Source organism: Blastomonas sp. AAP53 (assembly GCF_000331245.1).
Classification (GTDB): Bacteria; Pseudomonadota; Alphaproteobacteria; order Sphingomonadales; family Sphingomonadaceae; genus Blastomonas.
Window position 1 is genome coordinate 156,489 of sequence record NZ_ANFZ01000006.1, and the last position, 17,769, is coordinate 174,257.

The following is a 17,769-nucleotide window of genomic DNA, read 5'->3' on the forward strand; positions in this document are numbered from 1 at the left end:
CGCGGTCCCAACGCCGCGCGTGCTCTCTGTAAGGAGAGACTACATGACTGATACCGTTGGCGCGAGCACCACTGTGCTCGCCAAAAAACCTGCAACCCTGCCTGCTCGGCCGTATTTTTCCTCCGGCCCCTGCGCCAAGCCTCCGGGCTGGACGCCGCAAGCGCTTGCCACCGAATCGCTGGGACGTTCGCACCGCTCGAAGATCGGCAAGGCACGTCTGCAATATTGCATCGATCTGATGCGCGAGCTGCTCAAGCTCCCCGACACCCACCGCATCGGCATCGTGCCCGGATCTGACACCGGCGCCTATGAAATGGCGATGTGGACCATGCTGGGCGCACGCCCGGTAACCGCCATGGCCTGGGAAAGCTTCGGCGAAGGCTGGGTGACCGACGCGGTCAAGCAGCTCAAGCTCGATCCCACCATCCTGCGCGCCGATTACGGCCACGTGCCCGATTTGAATGCGGTCGATTGGTCCAACGATGTGCTGTTCACCTGGAACGGCACCACCTCGGGCGCGCGCGTTCCCAATGGCGACTGGATTGCCGATGATCGCGAGGGCCTGAGCTTTGCTGACGCCACCAGCGCGGTGTTCGCTTATGATCTGCCCTGGGACAAGATCGACGTTGCCACCTTCAGCTGGCAGAAAGTGCTGGGCGGCGAGGGCGCACACGGCGTGCTGATCCTCGGCCCCCGCGCGGTCGAGCGGCTTGAAACCTACACGCCTGCATGGCCGCTGCCCAAGGTGTTTCGTCTGGTCTCCAAGGGCAAGCTGGCCGAAGGCGTGTTCAAGGGCGAGACGATCAACACCCCTTCGATGCTCGCAGTCGAGGACGCGATCTTCGCGCTTGAGTGGGGCAAGTCGCTGGGCGGCGCAGAGGGCATGATCGCGCGCAGCAATGCCAACGCGGCAGCGCTCGATGCCATCGTCCAGGCACGCCCGTGGCTGGGCCATCTGGCACCCGATCCTGCCACCCGCTCGACCACCAGCGTCTGCCTGACGGTCGAAGGCGCGGACGAAGCCTTCATCAAGGCGTTTGCCGGATTGCTCGAAAAGGAAGGCGCTGCCTTCGATATCGCAGGCTATCGCGATGCGCCTGCAGGCCTTCGCATCTGGTGCGGCGCTACGGTCGATACCGCTGATATCGAGGCGCTCGGCCCCTGGCTCGACTGGGCGTACGCCGAACTCATTTCCAAGTAATTGAACCGGGCTCCCCGCGAAGGCGGGGACCCATCTCCTGCGCGTGCACCTGGATGCAGCGGTCCGGAGATGGGCCCTGCCTGCGCAGGGGACCGGCACTTTTTTTCCGACAAAGGAATGACCCATGCCTAAAGTTCTCATTTCCGACAAAATGGACCCCAAAGCCGCGCAGATCTTCCGCGAGCGCGGCTGCGAAGTCGATGTCATCACCGGCCAGACGCCCGAAGAGCTTGCCGGGATCATCGGCCAGTATGATGGCCTCGCCATTCGCTCTTCGACCAAGGTGACCAAGGCGATCCTCGACGCTGCCACCAACCTCAAGGTTGTCGGCCGCGCCGGGATCGGTGTCGACAATGTCGATATCCCGTCGGCTTCGGCCAAGGGTGTCGTCGTCATGAACACCCCGTTCGGCAACTCGATCACCACCGCAGAACACGCCATCGCGCTAATGTTCGCGCTTGCCCGCCAGCTGCCCGAGGCCGATGCCTCGACCCAGGCCGGCAAGTGGGAAAAGAACCGCTTCATGGGTGTGGAGCTGACCGCCAAGACGCTGGGTCTGATCGGCGCAGGCAATATCGGTTCGATCGTTGCCGATCGTGCATTGGGCCTCAAGATGAAGGTCGTGGCTTTCGATCCGTTCCTGACGCCCGAGCGCGCGGTGGAGCTGGGCATCGAGAAGGTGACGCTGGATGAATTGCTGGTACGCGCCGATTTCATCACGCTGCACACGCCGCTGACCGACCAGACGCGCAACATCCTGAGCAAGGAGGCGCTCGCCAAGACCAAGAAGGGCGTGCGCATCATCAACTGCGCGCGTGGCGGCCTGATCGACGAGGCGGCACTCAAGGAGGCGCTGGACTCGGGCCATGTTGCCGGCGCTGCGCTCGATGTGTTCGCCAGCGAGCCTGCGACCGACAGCCCGCTGTTCGGCACGCCCAATTTCGTCTCGACCCCGCATCTGGGCGCGTCGACCAGCGAAGCGCAGGTCAATGTCGCGATCCAGGTGGCCGAACAGATGGCCGACTATCTGGTCAAGGGCGGCGTAACCAACGCGCTCAACATGCCCAGCCTCTCGGCGGAGCAGGCGCCCAAGCTGCGCCCCTATATGGCGCTGGCGACCAATCTGGGTCTGCTCGTTGGCCAGCTGGAAAGCGATCGGGTCAAGAGCATCGCCATCGAGGTCGAGGGCGCTGCTGCCGAGCTCGACATGAAGCCGATCACCGCTGCCGTGCTCGCCGGGTTCATGCGCGCGTTCAGCAGCTCGGTGAACATGGTCAACGCACCGTTCCTCGCCAAAGATCGCGGTCTTGACGTGCGCGAAGTGCGGCATGACCGTGAAGGCGATTACCACACCCTGGTGCGTGTCTCGATCGAGACGGCCGATGGCGAACGGTCGGTTGCCGGAACATTGTTCGGCAATGCCACGCCGCGTCTGGTCGAAATCTACGGCATCAAGATCGAGGCCGATCTGGCTGGCCACATGCTGTACATCGTCAACCGTGACGAACCCGGCTTCATCGGGCGTCTGGGTTCGACTTTGGGCGAGGCGAACGTCAACATCGCGACCTTCCATCTGGGTCGTCGCGAGGCGCGTGCCGGAGGTGAAGCGGTGCTGCTGCTGTCGCTCGATGGTGCGGTGGCAGAGCCTGTGCTGTGGAAGCTGTGCCAGCTTGCCGGTGTGAAGACCGTCAAGAGCCTGAAGTTCGACGGATAATCGAGAATTGATGGGATGGTGCCTGCCCGCTGCCGCAAGGCGGGGCGGGCACCTGCCGTCACTTGTCGCGCCGGACCATCGATATGCTGGGGCGGTAGGCATTCGTCACGGGCTTGAACCGTGTGAAGACGTGATGCTCCAGTGGCTTGTTGACCTTGCCATCCCAGTTGCTGCTGTTGAACGACAGGTTTTCAAGCTGCTTGGTGTCGATCCGCAGATCGGATGTCAGCTGTGCGCCGAACTGGCCATTGCGTACCCAGCGAACTTCGGCCTCGAAACGGCCAAGCCCCGGGCGGTCGATCTCGATCACGTCCCCTGCGTGCAGCGGTGCGCTGCAGCGCCCGCCCAGCCCTCCGCTGGAGATATCGCGGATGACCCCGTCTGCACTGCCAAAACGCTCGTGAAACACGGTGACCTTCATCAGGCGGTGCACGCGCGTTTCGCGCTCAGGCACAGGGGCACCCCGCCCAGGGGCGCTGCCGCCGAGGGGGGCGGTGCTGATGCCGGTGGTCAGTCCTTTTTTACCGAAAGACATGATGCGCGTTTCCTCACGCGACCATGCCTATGGAGAAACCTTTAAATTGAGGTAAAATTGATCGCCGGTCTGATCAGGCCGGATCGAAGCGATCCAGATACTGGTCAAATTGTGATTCACCCATTCCGGTCAGCGACACGCGCGTCCTGCGCCGGTCGGAGCGATCGGCGACCATTTCGACATAGCCCTTCTCACGCAACTGGTGGATCAGGCGCAGCGCGGTGCTCTCCGGCGCATCGCTCATCAGGCACAGATCGCTCATGGACAGCTGATTGCCACTGCGTTTTGCCGCCAGCAATGCAATCAACATGTCCCACAACGGGCTGCGCAGCTTCAAGCCAGGGAAGCTGCTTGACCGCATCCGGCTGGACTGCTGTTCGCGCATGATCAGCCGCATCTTGCGATCTGCATCCTGCCCGTTGATACGGGCGGCGTCAGGCCCCGCTTCGGTTCGGATCGGTCTGTGCCACGCGGTGGATGATCGCGCTGTGATGTCTCTGGCTACTGATTTCACGTGCATACCCCTGTGATCGAAACACGCGCCCGCTGGCCATTGTTGTGTAGCATTGGTGTGCCGTGACCGGTCACATCGTTGCGCATGGCTCTCAATAAGGCAGTTCTTGCAGTATCTTCAAGCAGTTACTACCCCGGTTTTTAGGGGGTAAGCTAAGAATTGCGGCGTCTATGCGCCGATCAACATCGACGATAGAAGGCGTTTGCGGGGCACTGGGGCTCTGCTGCGACGGATGATGCCGATGATGATGGACCATAGCCAACCGATGCGATCCTGGCTGTTTGCGCCTGGTGACAGCGAGAAGAAGATGGCCAAGGCCGCAGACAGTGCCGCCGATATTGTGCTGCTGGACCTGGAAGACGCGGTCGCCCCTGAAAGCAAGCCCGCAGCGCGCACGATGGTCCACGCCATGCTCGCCAGCCGGCCCAGCGCACGTGAGCGGCTGTGGGTGAGGGTCAATCCGCTCGATGGTCCGCATACGCTGGCCGATCTGGCCGCCGTCATGCCCGCCAGCCCCGGTGGCATCATGTTGCCCAAGGCGCAGGGACGGCACGATATCGAGCGGCTCGATCATTATCTGTCGGCGCTGGAAGTGGCGCATGGCATTGCCCAGGGGTCGACCCCGGTGATTGCACTGGTGACCGAAACCGCCGAATCGATGTTCCACACCGGCAGCTACAAGGGCGCGCCGCGTCTTGTCGCCATGAGCTGGGGGGCAGAGGATCTGGCCGATTCGATCGGTGCGAGCGACAACCGCAACCCCGATGGCAGCTATGGCTTTACCTACGAACTGGCGCGCAGCCTGTGCCTGTTGGGCGCAGCGAGCGCGGGTGTGGCGGCCATCGAGACGATCCAGGGTGATTTCCGCGACCTGGAGGGATTGAAGGCGCGCGCGGAGCAGGTCCGCCGCAACGGGTTCCGCGGCATGCTAGCGATCCATCCGGCGCAGGTCGATGTGATCAATGCCGCCTTCACCCCCAGCGCCGAAGAGCTGGCGCATGCGCAGATGGTCGTCGATCTGTTCGCCGCCCATCCTGGTGTCGGTACGATCGGTTATCAGGGCGGCATGCTCGACCGCCCACATCTCTCGCGCGCGCAGCAGCTGCTCCGGCAAGCGGGGCAGGGTTGACGAACACAAGTTGCGTCGGGCGCTTGCCGACCCCTTGAGTTGCAAACGTGCAACACTATGTGTGGTCAGCAAGGGCATAGATAGGGCGGAGACACTCCCATGAACCTCGAAAAATTCACTGATCGCGCCAAGGGCTTCCTGCAATCGGCGCAGACCGTCGCGATCCGCATGAGCCACCAGCGAATCAGCCCGGAACACATCCTCAAGGCGCTGCTCGAAGACTCCGAAGGCATGGCGGCCGGACTGATCAGCCGCGCGGGCGGCAATGCGCCGTTGGCGGTGCAGGAGGTCGATGCGCTGCTCGCCAAGGTGCCCGCCGTGTCGGGCGGTGGCGCGCAGCAGACGCCGGGGCTGGACAATGACGCGGTGCGGCTGCTCGACAGCGCCGAACAGGTCGCCAGCAAGGCGGGCGACAGCTTCGTCACCGTCGAGCGGCTGCTGCTGGCGATAGCATTGGCCAAGGGCACGAAGGCAGGCGATGCTCTGGCCAAGGCAGGGCTGACCCCCGATGCGCTGAACACCGCGATCAACGAATTGCGCAAGGGCCGCGCGGCCAACTCGGCCAGCGCCGAGGAAAGCTATGAAGCGATGAAGAAATATGCCCGCGACCTCACCGAGGTCGCGCGCGAGGGCAAGCTCGATCCGGTGATCGGTCGCGATGAGGAAATCCGTCGCACGATCCAGATTCTGGCCCGGCGCACCAAGAACAACCCGGTGCTGATCGGCGAACCCGGCGTCGGCAAGACCGCGATCGCCGAAGGGCTGGCGCTGCGCATCGCCAATGGCGATGTGCCCGACAGCCTGAAGGACCGCCGCCTGATGGCGCTCGACATGGGCGCGCTGATCGCAGGTGCGAAATATCGCGGCGAGTTCGAGGAGCGGCTGAAGGCCGTGCTCGACGAGGTCAAGGGCGCCGATGGCGAGATCATCCTGTTCATCGACGAGATGCACACTTTGGTCGGTGCGGGCAAGGGCGAGGGTGCGATGGATGCGTCCAACCTCTTGAAGCCTGCCCTGGCGCGCGGCGAACTGCATTGCATCGGCGCGACCACGCTCGACGAGTATCAAAAGCATGTCGAAAAGGACCCCGCGCTGCAGCGGCGGTTCCAGCCGGTGTTCGTCGGCGAGCCCAATGTCGAGGACACGATCTCGATCCTGCGCGGCCTGAAGGAGAAGTACGAACTGCACCATGGTGTGCGGATCACCGACAATGCGCTGGTGGCCGCCGCGACGCTTTCGAACCGCTATATCTCGGACCGCTTCCTGCCCGACAAGGCGATCGACCTGATGGACGAGGCCGCATCCCGCATCCGCATGGAGGTGGAGAGCAAGCCCGAAGAGATCGAGGGTCTCGACCGCAAGATCATCCAGCTCAAGATCGAGGCTTCGGCGCTGGGCAAGGAAAGTGATGCCGCGTCGAAGGACCGGCTGGTGACCTTGCAGAAGGATCTGGCCGAGCTCGAACAGCAATCAGCCGAACTGACCACGCGCTGGCAGGGCGAGAAGGACAAGATCAACGCCGAAGCGAAGCTCAAGGAAGAGCTGGATGCGCTGCGCATCGAGCTCGACCAGGCGCAGCGCAACGGCGATCTCGCGCGCGCAGGGGAGCTGTCGTACGGGCGCATCCCGGAGCTGGAGCGCAAGCTGACCGAGGCTGCCAGCCACACGGCGGGCGCGATGCTGCGCGAGGAGGTCACCGAGGACGACATTGCCGCCGTTGTCAGCAAGTGGACCGGCATTCCGATGGAGCGGATGCTCGCGGGCGAGCGTGAAAAGCTGCTCAAGATGGAAGAGCATATCGGCAAGCGGGTGATCGGCCAGCAGGCGGCGGTGGAAGCCGTTGCCAAGGCGGTGCGGCGTTCGCGCGCAGGTCTGCAGGACCCCAATCGTCCACTGGGCAGCTTCCTGTTCCTTGGCCCCACGGGTGTCGGCAAAACCGAGCTGACGCGCGCGCTGGCAGGCTTCCTGTTCGATGACGACAACGCGATGGTCCGCATCGACATGAGCGAGTTCATGGAAAAGCACGCGGTCGCGCGGCTGATCGGCGCACCTCCGGGCTATGTCGGGTACGAGGAAGGCGGCGTGCTGACCGAGGCGGTGCGGCGCAGACCCTATCAGGTCGTGCTGTTCGACGAGGTCGAAAAGGCGCACCCTGATGTGTTCAACGTGCTGCTCCAGGTGCTCGACGATGGCCGCCTGACCGATGGTCAGGGCCGCACGGTCGACTTCTCGAACACGCTGATCATCCTGACCTCGAATCTGGGCAGCCAGTATCTCGCCGGCATGACCGAGGACCAGAAGGTCAAGGATGTCGAGCCGCAGGTGATGGAGGTCGTGCGCGGGCATTTCCGCCCCGAATTCCTCAACCGGCTCGACGAGATCATTCTGTTCCACCGTCTGGGCGAGGAGCATATGGCGCCGATCGTCGACATCCAGGTCGCGCGCGTCGCCAAGCTGCTCAAGGATCGCAAGATCACGATCGACCTCAGCGACAGCGCCAAGAAATGGCTGGGCCGCGTCGGCTATGATCCGGTCTATGGTGCACGGCCATTGAAGCGCGCGATCCAGCGGTATCTGCAGGACTCGCTCGCCGACAAGCTGCTGCGCGGCGAGATTCCCGATGGCTCGACGGTCAAGGTCGAGGATGGCGATGGCGAACTGGTGCTGACGGTAGAGTGAGGCGGCGGCCGCTTCGGCCGGCACCACATCCGCTCAGCCTGAGCTTGTCGAAGGCCCCGCTATGCCGCCTGCGTGGGCGCGGGTCCTTCGACGACGCTGGCTGCGCCAGCTGCTCAGGATGAGCGGACGTTTTTGGTTATCGGGAAGCAACCCCCCGCTTCGTGGTCAGATACGTCGCAAAGCTGCCCAGCCAGTGGCTGCCTTCGTAATTGGCGTCGCTGACCGCCGCGAGCCCGCTGGTCGCGTGCGCCTTTGACGTGGCGAGCAGCGCAGGGATGCGGGCATCGCCTTTCGGCAGCGCGCTCGCGATGCCCTCCATCGCCCAGGCGCGCGAGAGGTTGACGCCATCGAGGTGCACCAGCTTGCCGTCGGTCGGATCGCGGACCTCGCCGGGCACGAGCCAGCCGGTTGAGCCATCCGCCGGGATCTGCGGCAGGAACCGGCCCAGCCACGCGGCGAACTCGGCCTGCGGCATCACGCGGCGCATCAGATCGGCTTCCATCAGGCAGGGCGAGAGGAAATCCTCACCCGACGGCTCGTAGGCCAGCGGGCAATTGATGTCGGCGCGGTGGAATTCGAGCGCCTTGTCCGCCAGCTGCTTTTCGAACGCGGCGTTGCCCGTCTGGCGCGCATAGTCGATCATCAGGCCAAACGCGAAGGCGCTCTGGTTGTGCGTGCCCAGCCGGATCGGATAGGCGAGCTTGGGCAGCCAGGCTTGGGTTTCGACAACGATCCTGTCCTCCAACGGCCGCAGCGTTTCGCGCCAGGCTTTCAGCTTCGGGTCATCGCTCTCGTCGAGTTCCGACACCAGCTGCAGCAGCCAGGCGGTGCCATAGGGTCGCTCGAACCCCTTGCGGCCTTCCGCCTCGATATAGTTCAGTTCGGCGGCGATATTGTCCTTCGTGAAGCTGCGGTCGAGCGCGGCAAGGATGGCGGGCTTCATTGGCGATTGCGGATCGGTCTTCAGGATGCGCACCAGCAGCCAGTGGCCATGGACCGAGCTGTGCCAGTCAAAACAGCCGTAGAACGCAGGGGTTAGCTGCGCCGGGGTGCGCGCGTCGCCGGCGTCATTGAGGACGTGCGAGATCTTGTTGGGATATTCCTTGTGCACGCAGGTCAAGGCCAGCCGGGCAAAGCGATCGTTCACCGCATCGGGGCGTGCGGCGGGAATCGTGACTTCATCGGTATCTTGGCTCGCATCCGGCGAGCCGCAGGCTCCCAGCAGCATCAGGCTGGCCAGCGCCACCCCCATCGATAGTTTCAGCATGTGTGTCCCTTCTGCATGTGCCCGCGATTACACACGACAAGGGGGGCGGGGGCAAGTTCGCCAGGCACGATTTGCGGCGAAATGGCGCGATTTGCGGCGTGTCATTTCCCATCTTGCGGCAGTGCACAATAGCTGTCACATCTTGTGCCAATGACAGGGGATAAACCGCACTTTGATGAGATGCTGCTGCCCGATGGATCGGTGCGCGCGCCCTATAGCGAATTTTGCGACTGGTACAGCGCGCAGGATGCAGCAAGGCTGCGAACCAAGGCGCGCGATGCGGAAAACTTCTTCCGCCGCACCGGCATCACCTTTGCGGTCTATGGCGAGGAAGACGCGAGCGAGCGGCTGATCCCGTTCGATATCGTGCCGCGCATCATTTCGGGCCGCGAATGGGCACGGCTCAGCCGCGGCATCGAGCAGCGGGTGCGGGCGATCAACGCGTTCCTGCACGATATCTACCACCGGCAGGAGATCCTGCGCGCAGGCCGCGTGCCGGTCGAACTGATCGCCAAGAACGATGCCTATCTGCCGCAGATGATCGGCATGGACCCGCCCGGCGGCATCTATACGCACATCATCGGCGTCGATATCGTGCGCACCGGGCCCGACCAGTTTTATGTGCTGGAAGACAATGCGCGGACCCCTTCGGGCGTCTCGTACATGCTCGAAAACCGCGAGACGATGCTGCACATGTTCCCGGAGCTGTTCCGCAAGAACCGGGTGCGCGAGGTTTCCGATTATCCGCGCAAGCTGCGCCGCTCGCTCGCCGCCAGCGCGCCGCGCGCCTGCAACGGCCCGCCAGAGATCGCGGTGCTAACACCGGGCATCCACAACAGCGCCTATTTTGAGCACAGCTTTCTGGCCGACCAGATGGGGGCCGAGCTGGTCGAAGGGCACGATTTGCGCGTGGTCGATGGCCGGGTCGCGATGCGCACCACCCAGGGCTACCGTCCGATCGACGTGCTGTATCGCCGGGTCGATGACGATTATCTCGATCCGCTGACCTTCCGCCCGGAATCGGCGCTCGGCGTTCCCGGGATCATGGATGTCTACCGCGCCGGCGGCATCACCATCGCCAATGCGCCCGGCACAGGCATCTCCGACGACAAGGCGATCTATAGCTACATGCCCGAGATCGTCGAATTTTATACCGGCGAGAAGGCGATCCTCGAGAATGTGCCGACCTGGCGCTGTTCGGAGGCCGATTCGCTGGCCTATGTGATGGAGCATCTGCACGAGCTGGTGGTCAAGGAAGTGCACGGATCGGGTGGCTATGGCATGCTGGTCGGGCCTGCCGCGAGCCGCAAGGAACTGGCAGCCTTCCGCGCCAAGCTGAAGGCGCGGCCCGCCAATTATATCGCGCAGCCGACGCTTTCGCTGTCCACGGTGCCGATCATGACCCGCCAGGGGTTGGCGCCGCGCCATGTCGATCTGCGGCCTTTCGTGCTGTGTTCGCCCAAAGGCATCGACATCACCCCGGGTGGCCTCACGCGCGTGGCGCTCAAGAAGGGATCTTTGGTGGTCAATTCCAGCCAGGGCGGCGGGACTAAGGACAGCTGGGTACTCGACGAATGATGGCGTTTCCGATCACGCAGGGGATGCTCTGATGCTGGGCAAGACCGCAGGCGGGCTGTTCTGGATGCAGCGCTATCTGGAACGCAGCGAAAATATCGCGCGGCTGGTGGACGCCGGTTTTCGCATCGCGCTCACCCGGTCGGAAGCGGCCGAGGACGAATGGGCATCGGTGCTTTCGACCGCCGGCGTGCGCCAGGCCTATTCGCAGCGCTATGACAAGGTCGATGGATCGAGCGTCATCAACTTCCTGCTGCGCGACAAGGCCAATCCTTCCAGCGTGATGTCGGTGATCGAAGGCGCGCGCAACAACGCCCGTCTGGTGCGCACGGCACTCACGCGCGAGGTGTGGGAGGCGACCAACGAGTGCTGGATGACGCTGAAAGAGGCGCTGCGCACTCAGATCTCGGACAATGAACTGCCCGACGTGCTGAGCCTCATTCGCCAGCAGAGCGCACAGGTGCGCGGTGCCCAGAGCGGCACGATGATGCGCAACGACATCTATTTCTTCGCGCAGCTGGGCACGTTCGTCGAGCGGGCCGACAGCACCGCGCGCATTCTGGACGTCAAATATTACGTGCTGCTGCCGTCGCTGTCCTATGTCGGGTCGAGCCTGGACAATGTGCAGTGGGAAACGATCCTGCGCTCGGTCTCTGCCTATCGCGCGTTCCGCTGGCTCAATCCCGGCGAGACGAACCCGCGCAACATCGCGCAGTTCATGATCCTCGATCAGGTGATGCCGCGGTCGCTGGCCTTTTGCGCAGGCCGGATGACGGGCGCGCTCGAGGCGATTGCGCGTGAATACGGCGGGGCAGGGGAGAGCCTGACGCATGCATCAGCGCTCAGCCGGGAACTGGCGGCGACCAATATCGACATGATCGTCGACAATGGGCTGCACCAGTTCATTCAGGACTTCATCAAGCGCAACAACGCCATATCCGCCCTGATCGAACAGGAGTTCCGCTTCTACCATTGAGGTGAGTTGCGAGGCGGATGTTGGGCGCGATAGTATAAGGGTTACGGGTCAACCATGCGGCTGCATATCGTCCATCGGACATCCTATCACTACGACACACCCATGCCGTATGCACTGCAGCGGCTGCGGATGATCCCCAAGGATTCCGCCGGGCAGTGCGTCATCCGCTGGAAGACCGATGTCGAGGGCGGCACCAAGCAGGTCGAGTATTTCGACCATCACAACAACCATGTCGAACTGTTCAGCTTCAATCCCGATCAGCACGAGGTGGTCATCCACTGCGAAGGCGAGATCGAAACCAGTGATCGCGCCGGGATGGTGGGGCAGCATGGCGGGTCTGCGCCCTTGTGGTATTTCAAGCGTGAAACCCCGGTCACGCGCGCTGGACCCGGCATTCGCAAGCTGCTGCGCCAGTTCGACGACCCCGGCACTGCGCAGGGCGATGCGCCACGGCTGCACGCCTTGTCCGGACTCGTCCGGGGAGCGGTAGCCTATGAGATCGGCCAGACAGGCGCGACGACAACCGCAGAAGAGGCGTTGAGCGCAGGGCATGGCGTCTGCCAGGACCACGCGCACCTGTTCATCGCACTGGCGCGGCTGCTGGGCTATCCTGCGCGCTATGTCAGTGGCTATCTGCTGATGAACGACCGGGTCGATCAGGATGCCGGGCACGGCTGGGCCGAGGTGCATGTCGATGGGCTGGGTTGGGTCGGTTTCGACATTTCCAACGGCTATTCGCCCGACGAACGCTATGTCCGCGTTGCCACCGGTCTCGACTATCGCGAAGCCGCGCCGATCGCGGGGATCACGTTCGGACGCGGCACCGAGGCGATGACTGTGACCCTGCAGGTGCAGCAGAGCCAGTCACAATCCCAGTCGCAATCGCAAGGCCACCAGTCGCAATCTCAATCCCAGCAGTCGCAGTCGAATTCCCAGTCGCAGGGCGAGGTGCCGTCGTAGCGGTTTTCCACACCCAAAACCGCAAGCGCACCATTCGGGCTTGACCCGTTGTTGCGCATGACCCCTTATGAACTTCATGCGAACAAAGGGGGAGGACGCTCCTATGACATATTGCGTCGGGATGCGCCTGGACAAAGGGCTGGTGTTCATGTCGGACACCCGCACCAACTCCGGCGTCGATAATATCAGCACTTTCAAGAAGATGTTCACCTGGGAAAAGCCGGGTGATCGCTACATCACGGTGATGACCGCCGGAAACCTCGCGACCACTCAGGGCGTCATCAGCGTGCTGGAAGAGCGGACCAAGGCGCCCGCTGAGCGCAAGCCTTCGATCATGGAAGCGCCCACCATGTTCCAGGTCGCGCGGATCATTGGTGAAACGCTGCGCGACGAGATCAATCGCACCCGGTCGATATCCGGCCAGACCGCCTCGTCCGCCTTCAGCGCGACGATGATCATCGGTGGCCAGATCAAGGGCATGGATCCGAAATTGTTCATGGTCTATCCCGAAGGCAATTTCATCGAGGCGGGCGACGACACGCCGTTTTTCCAGATTGGCGAGACGAAATATGGCCGCCCCATCCTGGTGCGCGCCTATGATCGCGACATGTCGTTCCATGACGCGATCAAGCTGCTGATGGTGTCGTTCGATTCGACCATCAAGGCCAATCTGTCGGTGGCGCTGCCGCTCGACCTGCAAATCTACGCCTCCAACAGCTTTGCCGGTCGCAACCGCCGAATTCATGCGAGCGACCCCTATTACAATCTGATCGCCGACCAGTGGAGCGACGCGCTGAAGACTGCCTTCCATTCGCTGCCCGATTATACCGGCTGATGGTGCTTGCATGGGGTGACGCGCCGACCTAGTTTGGCCGCATGACAAACAAGATGCGCAACACCCTCATTTTTCTGGGCCTTTCCACCGTTCTGGTCGGTGGTGCCGGCTGGTATTTCCTGAGCGGTGATACGGCCACGCTCGACATCGCCGACGTCAGCGGTCCATCGCCGGTAATCTCTGCGCCGCGCAAGGAAATCATCCCGACGATCAACGTTGCCGACGTGAAGGTCTGGGGCGAGGGCGAGGCGCCTCAAGCCGCCAAGGGTCTGGCAGTCGCCCGTTTTGCCGACGGGCTCGATCATCCACGATCGATGCTGGTGCTGCCCAACGGCGATGTGCTGGTGGCAGAAACCAACAGTCCGCCGCGCGAGAACAAGGGCGTCGAAGGCTTTGTCATGCGCATGCTGATGAACAAGGCAGGCGCGGGCGTGCCCTCTGCGAACCGCATCTCGCTGCTGCGCGACGCCGATGGCGACGGCAAGGCCGAGTCCAAGACCGTCCTGCTCGAAGGGCTGAACTCGCCTTATGGCATGGTGCTGATCGGCGAGACGCTGTACGTCGCCAACACCGATGCGGTGATGGCCTATCCCTTCACACCCGGCCAGGTCAAGATCACCGCAAAGGGCCGCAAGATCCTGGACCTGCCTTCGCAGAAACCGAACAACCACTGGACCCGCAACCTGCTCGCCAACGCCGATGGCAGCAAGCTGTATGTCGCGATCGGCTCTGCAACCAACATCGCGGAAAAAGGGCTGGATGTCGAAAAGGGCCGCGCGCGGATCATCGAATACAATCTGGAAACCGGCAAGAAGCGCGATTTCGCCGTCGGCCTGCGCAACCCGGTCGGCATCGCCTGGGAACCCAATTCCGATGCGCTGTGGACGGTGGTGAACGAACGCGACATGCTGGGGTCCGATCTTGTGCCGGATTACATGACCAAGGTGGAAGCGGGCATGCATTTTGGCTGGCCGTGGAATTACTGGGGCGGGTACGAAGACTTCCGCGTTGAGCCTCGCCGTCAGGACCTGCGCGAATACACCCGTCGTCCCGATTATGCGCTGGGCAGCCACGTCGCGCCCCTGGGCCTGACGTTCGCCAGCAAGGCGGCATTGGGTGACGGCTTTGCCAATGGCGCGTTCGTTGCGCTGCACGGCTCGTGGAACCGTAAGCCCGCCGCAGGCTACAAGGTGGTGTTCGTGCCCTTTGGTGCTGATGGACGGCCCGCCGTCACGCGCGACGTCGAGGGCAAGGTGACGGGCGGTCTGCCGGTCGATGTCCTGTCCGGCTTCCTGGCCAAGGATGGCTCTGCCAAGGGGCGCCCTGCCGATGTGACGATCGACAGCAAGGGCGCTCTGCTGGTCACCGACGATGTCGCCGGTATCATCTGGCGGGTCCGCAATGAGCAGGCCGGGGCCAAGCCGGTCGAAACCGCGATGCGCTGACGGGTGAGATCCCGCGCTCCACCAGAGCGATATCGGGAGCATTTGCACGTCAATTCAGGAACTTCCCGCAAATCTTGCGCGTATATTGCGTATGAGCAAGACACACGAAACCACACCGCCCACGACCGATCAGTCACGACTGGCTGAAAAGGCGCTGAAACTGAAGCAGCAGGACGAGCAGCGCGAAGATCCAGAGTATCTCGCGCGTCAGACCGATACCCCCGACGAGGGCAGGATCGACGAACCGAGCGATCACAATCCTCCGATGGGCGCGTTCGACGCCGAGGGGCAACGCCCCGTGCTCGAACGCTCCAGAAAGGTGAGGTGATCGACATGCTGGTACAGTTCAACACCGACAACCGCATCACCGGCGACGAGGCCTTGGCCGCGCAAGCCGAGGAGATCGTCACATCGCGCCTCAACCGCTTTTCCAGCCGGTTGACGCGCGTGGAAATTCACGTGGCCGACGTCAACGGGCCACGCGGTGGTAGCGACGATATTGTTTGCACGCTCGAAGCGCGCCCCGAGGGTGGCAAGCCCGTCACCGTCAAGGGCAATGGCGGCCAGGTGGACGCAGCGCTTCGGGATGCTGCCGACAAGATGCAGGCGCTGCTCGACACCCATTTCGGCAAGCTCCGCACGCACTGATCTGCGTTCCAGAATCGAAAACGCCCGCTGTCACGGCAATGACAGCGGGCATTTTTGCGTTCGTGGCTGGGGTTACCAGATGCGGATGCGCTTTTCCGGCGGCAGGTACAGGTCATCACCCGGCTGGACGTTGAACGCCTTGTACCACTCGTCGAAATTACGGACGGTGCCGTTGGCGCGGTAGTTGGCGGGGGAGTGCGAGTCCGTCTGCAGCTGCTGGCGGAGGAACTCCTCGCGTGACTTGTTGCGCCATACCTGCGCCCAGGCCATGAAGAAGCGCTGGTCGCCGGTCATGCCGTCGATCACCTTGTCTTCCTTGCCGTTCAGGTGGATCTTGTACGCGCGGTACGCCATCGAAAGACCGCCGACATCGCCGATATTCTCGCCCAGCGTCAGAGCGCCGTTGACGCAGGTCTTGCCGTCATCGAGCGGGCACAATGCGCCGTACTGCGCCACCAGAGCGCTGGTGAGCTTCTTGAAATTGGCCTGATCTTCCGGCGTCCACCAGTCACGCAGCACGCCGTCGCCGTCCGATTTCGATCCCTGATCGTCAAAGCCATGGCCCATTTCGTGGCCGATGACCCCGCCGATCGCACCATAGTTCACCGCCGGGTCCGCCGTCAGGTTGAAGAATGGCGGCTGCAGAATGGCAGCGGGGAAGACGATCTCGTTGCGTGGCGGCGAATAATAGGCGTTCACCGTCTGCGGCAGCATGAACCATTCGGTCTTGTCGATCGGCTTGCCCAGCTTCGAGATGTTGTCCTTATAGCCCCAGGTCGTGGCTGCGATCACGTTGTCGAGTGCCTTGCCCGGCGCGATCGTCAGATTGTCATAGGTTTCGAACTTTTCGGTATAGCCGATCTTGGGTGTGAACTTGGCGAGCTTGTCGCGCGCCTCGACCTTGGTGGCATCGCCCATCCAGGTGATGTCGTCGAGGTTCGCCGCCATCGCCTTGCGCAGGTTGCCGACCAGCTCATCCATCGCCGCCTTGTTTTCAGCCGGGAAATAGCGGTCTGCGTAGATCTTGCCGACGATTTCGCCCATCGTGCCTTCGACTGCGGCCACCCCACGCTGCCAGCGCTCGCGCTGCTTCTGCTGGCCGCCCAGCACCTTGCCGTAAAAGGCAAAGTTGGCCTGATCGATGTCCGAAGGCAGCACGCTGGCATTGCTGGACAGGAAGCCGGCCGCCAGCCAGGCCTGCCACGCCTCGATCGGCGCTGTGTTGGCAAGCTGGAACAGACCGCCAATGCCGCTGCCCAGCTTGGCTGCCTGTTCGGGCGTCAGCTTCTCTGCGGCGAGCTCTTCTGCCGTCGGGGTGAGCTGACGGACGACGAAGTCCTGTTGGCCATCGACTCCGATCGCCTTGATGAACGTCTCCACCGGGAAGCCGCCGCCCAGAGCGACCATCTCGGCCTTGGTCATCTTGTTGTAGGTCAGATTGCGGTTGCGGCCGACGGCGCGATCCCAGTGCGCGGTCGCGATCGCCTTCTCCAGGTCATAGACCGTCTGTGCGGTCGCTGCCGGATCGGCATAGCCTGCCTTGCCCATCAGGAAGGTCAGGTACTGCATGTAGCCAGCGCGGATCTTCTGGTTCGCTTCGCTGTCGACCAGATAATAATCGCGGTCGGGCAGGCCAAGGCCCGCCTGGGTCACCTGGAAGATGTAGGTATCGGTCTGCTTGGAGTCGATGTCGACAAATCCGGCCACCGGGCTGCGGAAACCGGGGGTGCCGAACAGCTTGGCCAGGTCTTCGCGGGTCTTGGCAGCCTTGATCTTGTCGAGATACGGCTGGGCAGGGGCCAGGCCCGCTGCGTCGATGGCGGCGGTATCGAGATAGGCGTTGTAGAACGCGGCCACCTTGCCGGCGCCGGTCTTCGGGTCGGGCTTGGTCGCTGCCAGCTCGTCGATGATCTTGCGCACGCGCTGTTCGGACTTTTCCGCCAGCAGCGTGAACGCGCCATAGCGGGTGCGGTCGGCGGGCATTTCGAAGCTGTCGAGCCACTTGCCGTTGACATAGGCATAGAAGTCATCGCCCGGCTTGACGGCAGGATTCATCAGCGTGGTGTCGATGCCCCAGCTGCCCCAGTAATCGCGCGCGGTGGTGGTAATGCCCTCGGCGTCGGGCGTGCCGGCCATTGAGGCGTCGCCCGGCGCTTCGCCGTCCTCGATCAGCAGATCGATGTCGCGCGTCTGGCCCTCGGGCGCTTGTGCGCCAGCAGGCACCGTCGCCAGCGCGATCAGCGCCGCCGATGCAAACAGGATATTCTTGACCATCTGTAGCTCCCCGGATG

The 17,769-nt window shown here is 63.1% G+C and carries 15 protein-coding genes; 11 read left to right on the top strand and 4 right to left on the bottom strand.

What is annotated here, in order from left to right:
• The first annotated feature begins 43 nt into the window (after nt 1–43).
• Both D618_RS0103695 and serA read left to right on the top strand, forming a co-directional pair.
• On the top strand, nt 44–1,201 hold the full coding sequence (locus tag D618_RS0103695; protein WP_017670143.1) for a phosphoserine transaminase: 1,158 nt from the start codon (nt 44–46) through the stop codon (nt 1,199–1,201).
• Between the two features lie 124 nt (nt 1,202–1,325).
• Entirely contained in the window at nt 1,326–2,915 is a 1,590-nt protein-coding gene (gene serA / locus D618_RS0103700) for a phosphoglycerate dehydrogenase (protein WP_026091248.1), read from the top strand.
• Nucleotides 2,916–2,973: 58 nt separating this feature from the next.
• On the opposite strand, the gene D618_RS17565 is transcribed toward serA, so the two are convergent.
• Nucleotides 2,974–3,450, bottom strand: a complete 477-nt coding sequence (locus D618_RS17565) for a PilZ domain-containing protein (RefSeq protein WP_017670145.1) — start codon at nt 3,448–3,450, stop codon at nt 2,974–2,976.
• Between the two features lie 73 nt (nt 3,451–3,523).
• Complete coding sequence (locus tag D618_RS19815; RefSeq protein WP_193746670.1) at nt 3,524–3,787, bottom strand: MarR family transcriptional regulator; 264 nt, start codon at nt 3,785–3,787, stop codon at nt 3,524–3,526.
• A gap of 418 nt (nt 3,788–4,205) precedes the next feature.
• Between D618_RS19815 and D618_RS0103715 the strand changes: the two genes are divergently transcribed.
• Both D618_RS0103715 and clpB read left to right on the top strand, forming a co-directional pair.
• Complete coding sequence (locus tag D618_RS0103715) at nt 4,206–5,093, top strand: CoA ester lyase (protein WP_152414516.1); 888 nt, start codon at nt 4,206–4,208, stop codon at nt 5,091–5,093.
• Between the two features lie 99 nt (nt 5,094–5,192).
• Nucleotides 5,193–7,772, top strand: coding sequence for an ATP-dependent chaperone ClpB (gene clpB / locus D618_RS0103720; protein WP_017670148.1), 2,580 nt, complete (start codon nt 5,193–5,195; stop codon nt 7,770–7,772).
• Nucleotides 7,773–7,908: 136 nt separating this feature from the next.
• Here the strand turns inward: clpB and D618_RS0103725 are convergent, their stop codons facing one another.
• Nucleotides 7,909–9,039: a DUF2891 domain-containing protein gene (locus tag D618_RS0103725; RefSeq protein WP_017670149.1), complete on the bottom strand. Its 1,131-nt coding sequence runs from the start codon at nt 9,037–9,039 to the stop codon at nt 7,909–7,911.
• A gap of 150 nt (nt 9,040–9,189) precedes the next feature.
• Between D618_RS0103725 and D618_RS0103730 the strand changes: the two genes are divergently transcribed.
• From D618_RS0103730 to D618_RS0103760, 7 genes are all read left to right on the top strand, one after another.
• Nucleotides 9,190–10,617 (top strand): circularly permuted type 2 ATP-grasp protein, encoded by a 1,428-nt coding sequence (locus D618_RS0103730; protein ID WP_026091251.1) that lies wholly within the window; start codon nt 9,190–9,192, stop codon nt 10,615–10,617.
• Nucleotides 10,618–10,648: 31 nt separating this feature from the next.
• Nucleotides 10,649–11,590 (top strand): alpha-E domain-containing protein, encoded by a 942-nt coding sequence (locus tag D618_RS0103735; RefSeq protein ID WP_017670151.1) that lies wholly within the window; start codon nt 10,649–10,651, stop codon nt 11,588–11,590.
• 54 nt (nt 11,591–11,644) lie between these two features.
• Nucleotides 11,645–12,550, top strand: coding sequence for a transglutaminase family protein (locus tag D618_RS0103740; protein ID WP_017670152.1), 906 nt, complete (start codon nt 11,645–11,647; stop codon nt 12,548–12,550).
• Between the two features lie 103 nt (nt 12,551–12,653).
• A complete protein-coding gene (locus tag D618_RS0103745) occupies nt 12,654–13,385 on the top strand; it encodes a peptidase (protein ID WP_026091252.1) in 732 nt (243 codons plus the stop codon).
• Nucleotides 13,386–13,438: 53 nt separating this feature from the next.
• Nucleotides 13,439–14,830 carry a sorbosone dehydrogenase family protein gene (locus tag D618_RS0103750; protein WP_040370257.1) on the top strand — a complete coding sequence of 464 codons (1,392 nt, stop codon included), beginning with the start codon at nt 13,439–13,441 and terminating at the stop codon, nt 14,828–14,830.
• 91 nt (nt 14,831–14,921) lie between these two features.
• Nucleotides 14,922–15,158, top strand: coding sequence for a hypothetical protein (locus D618_RS0103755; protein WP_017670155.1), 237 nt, complete (start codon nt 14,922–14,924; stop codon nt 15,156–15,158).
• A gap of 5 nt (nt 15,159–15,163) precedes the next feature.
• A complete protein-coding gene (locus D618_RS0103760) occupies nt 15,164–15,478 on the top strand; it encodes an HPF/RaiA family ribosome-associated protein (RefSeq protein WP_026091254.1) in 315 nt (104 codons plus the stop codon).
• A 72-nt stretch (nt 15,479–15,550) separates the two neighbouring features.
• Here D618_RS0103760 and D618_RS0103765 read toward each other — a convergent pair whose 3' ends face one another.
• Nucleotides 15,551–17,752 (bottom strand): M13 family metallopeptidase, encoded by a 2,202-nt coding sequence (locus D618_RS0103765; RefSeq protein ID WP_017670157.1) that lies wholly within the window; start codon nt 17,750–17,752, stop codon nt 15,551–15,553.
• Nucleotides 17,753–17,769 lie beyond the last annotated feature (17 nt).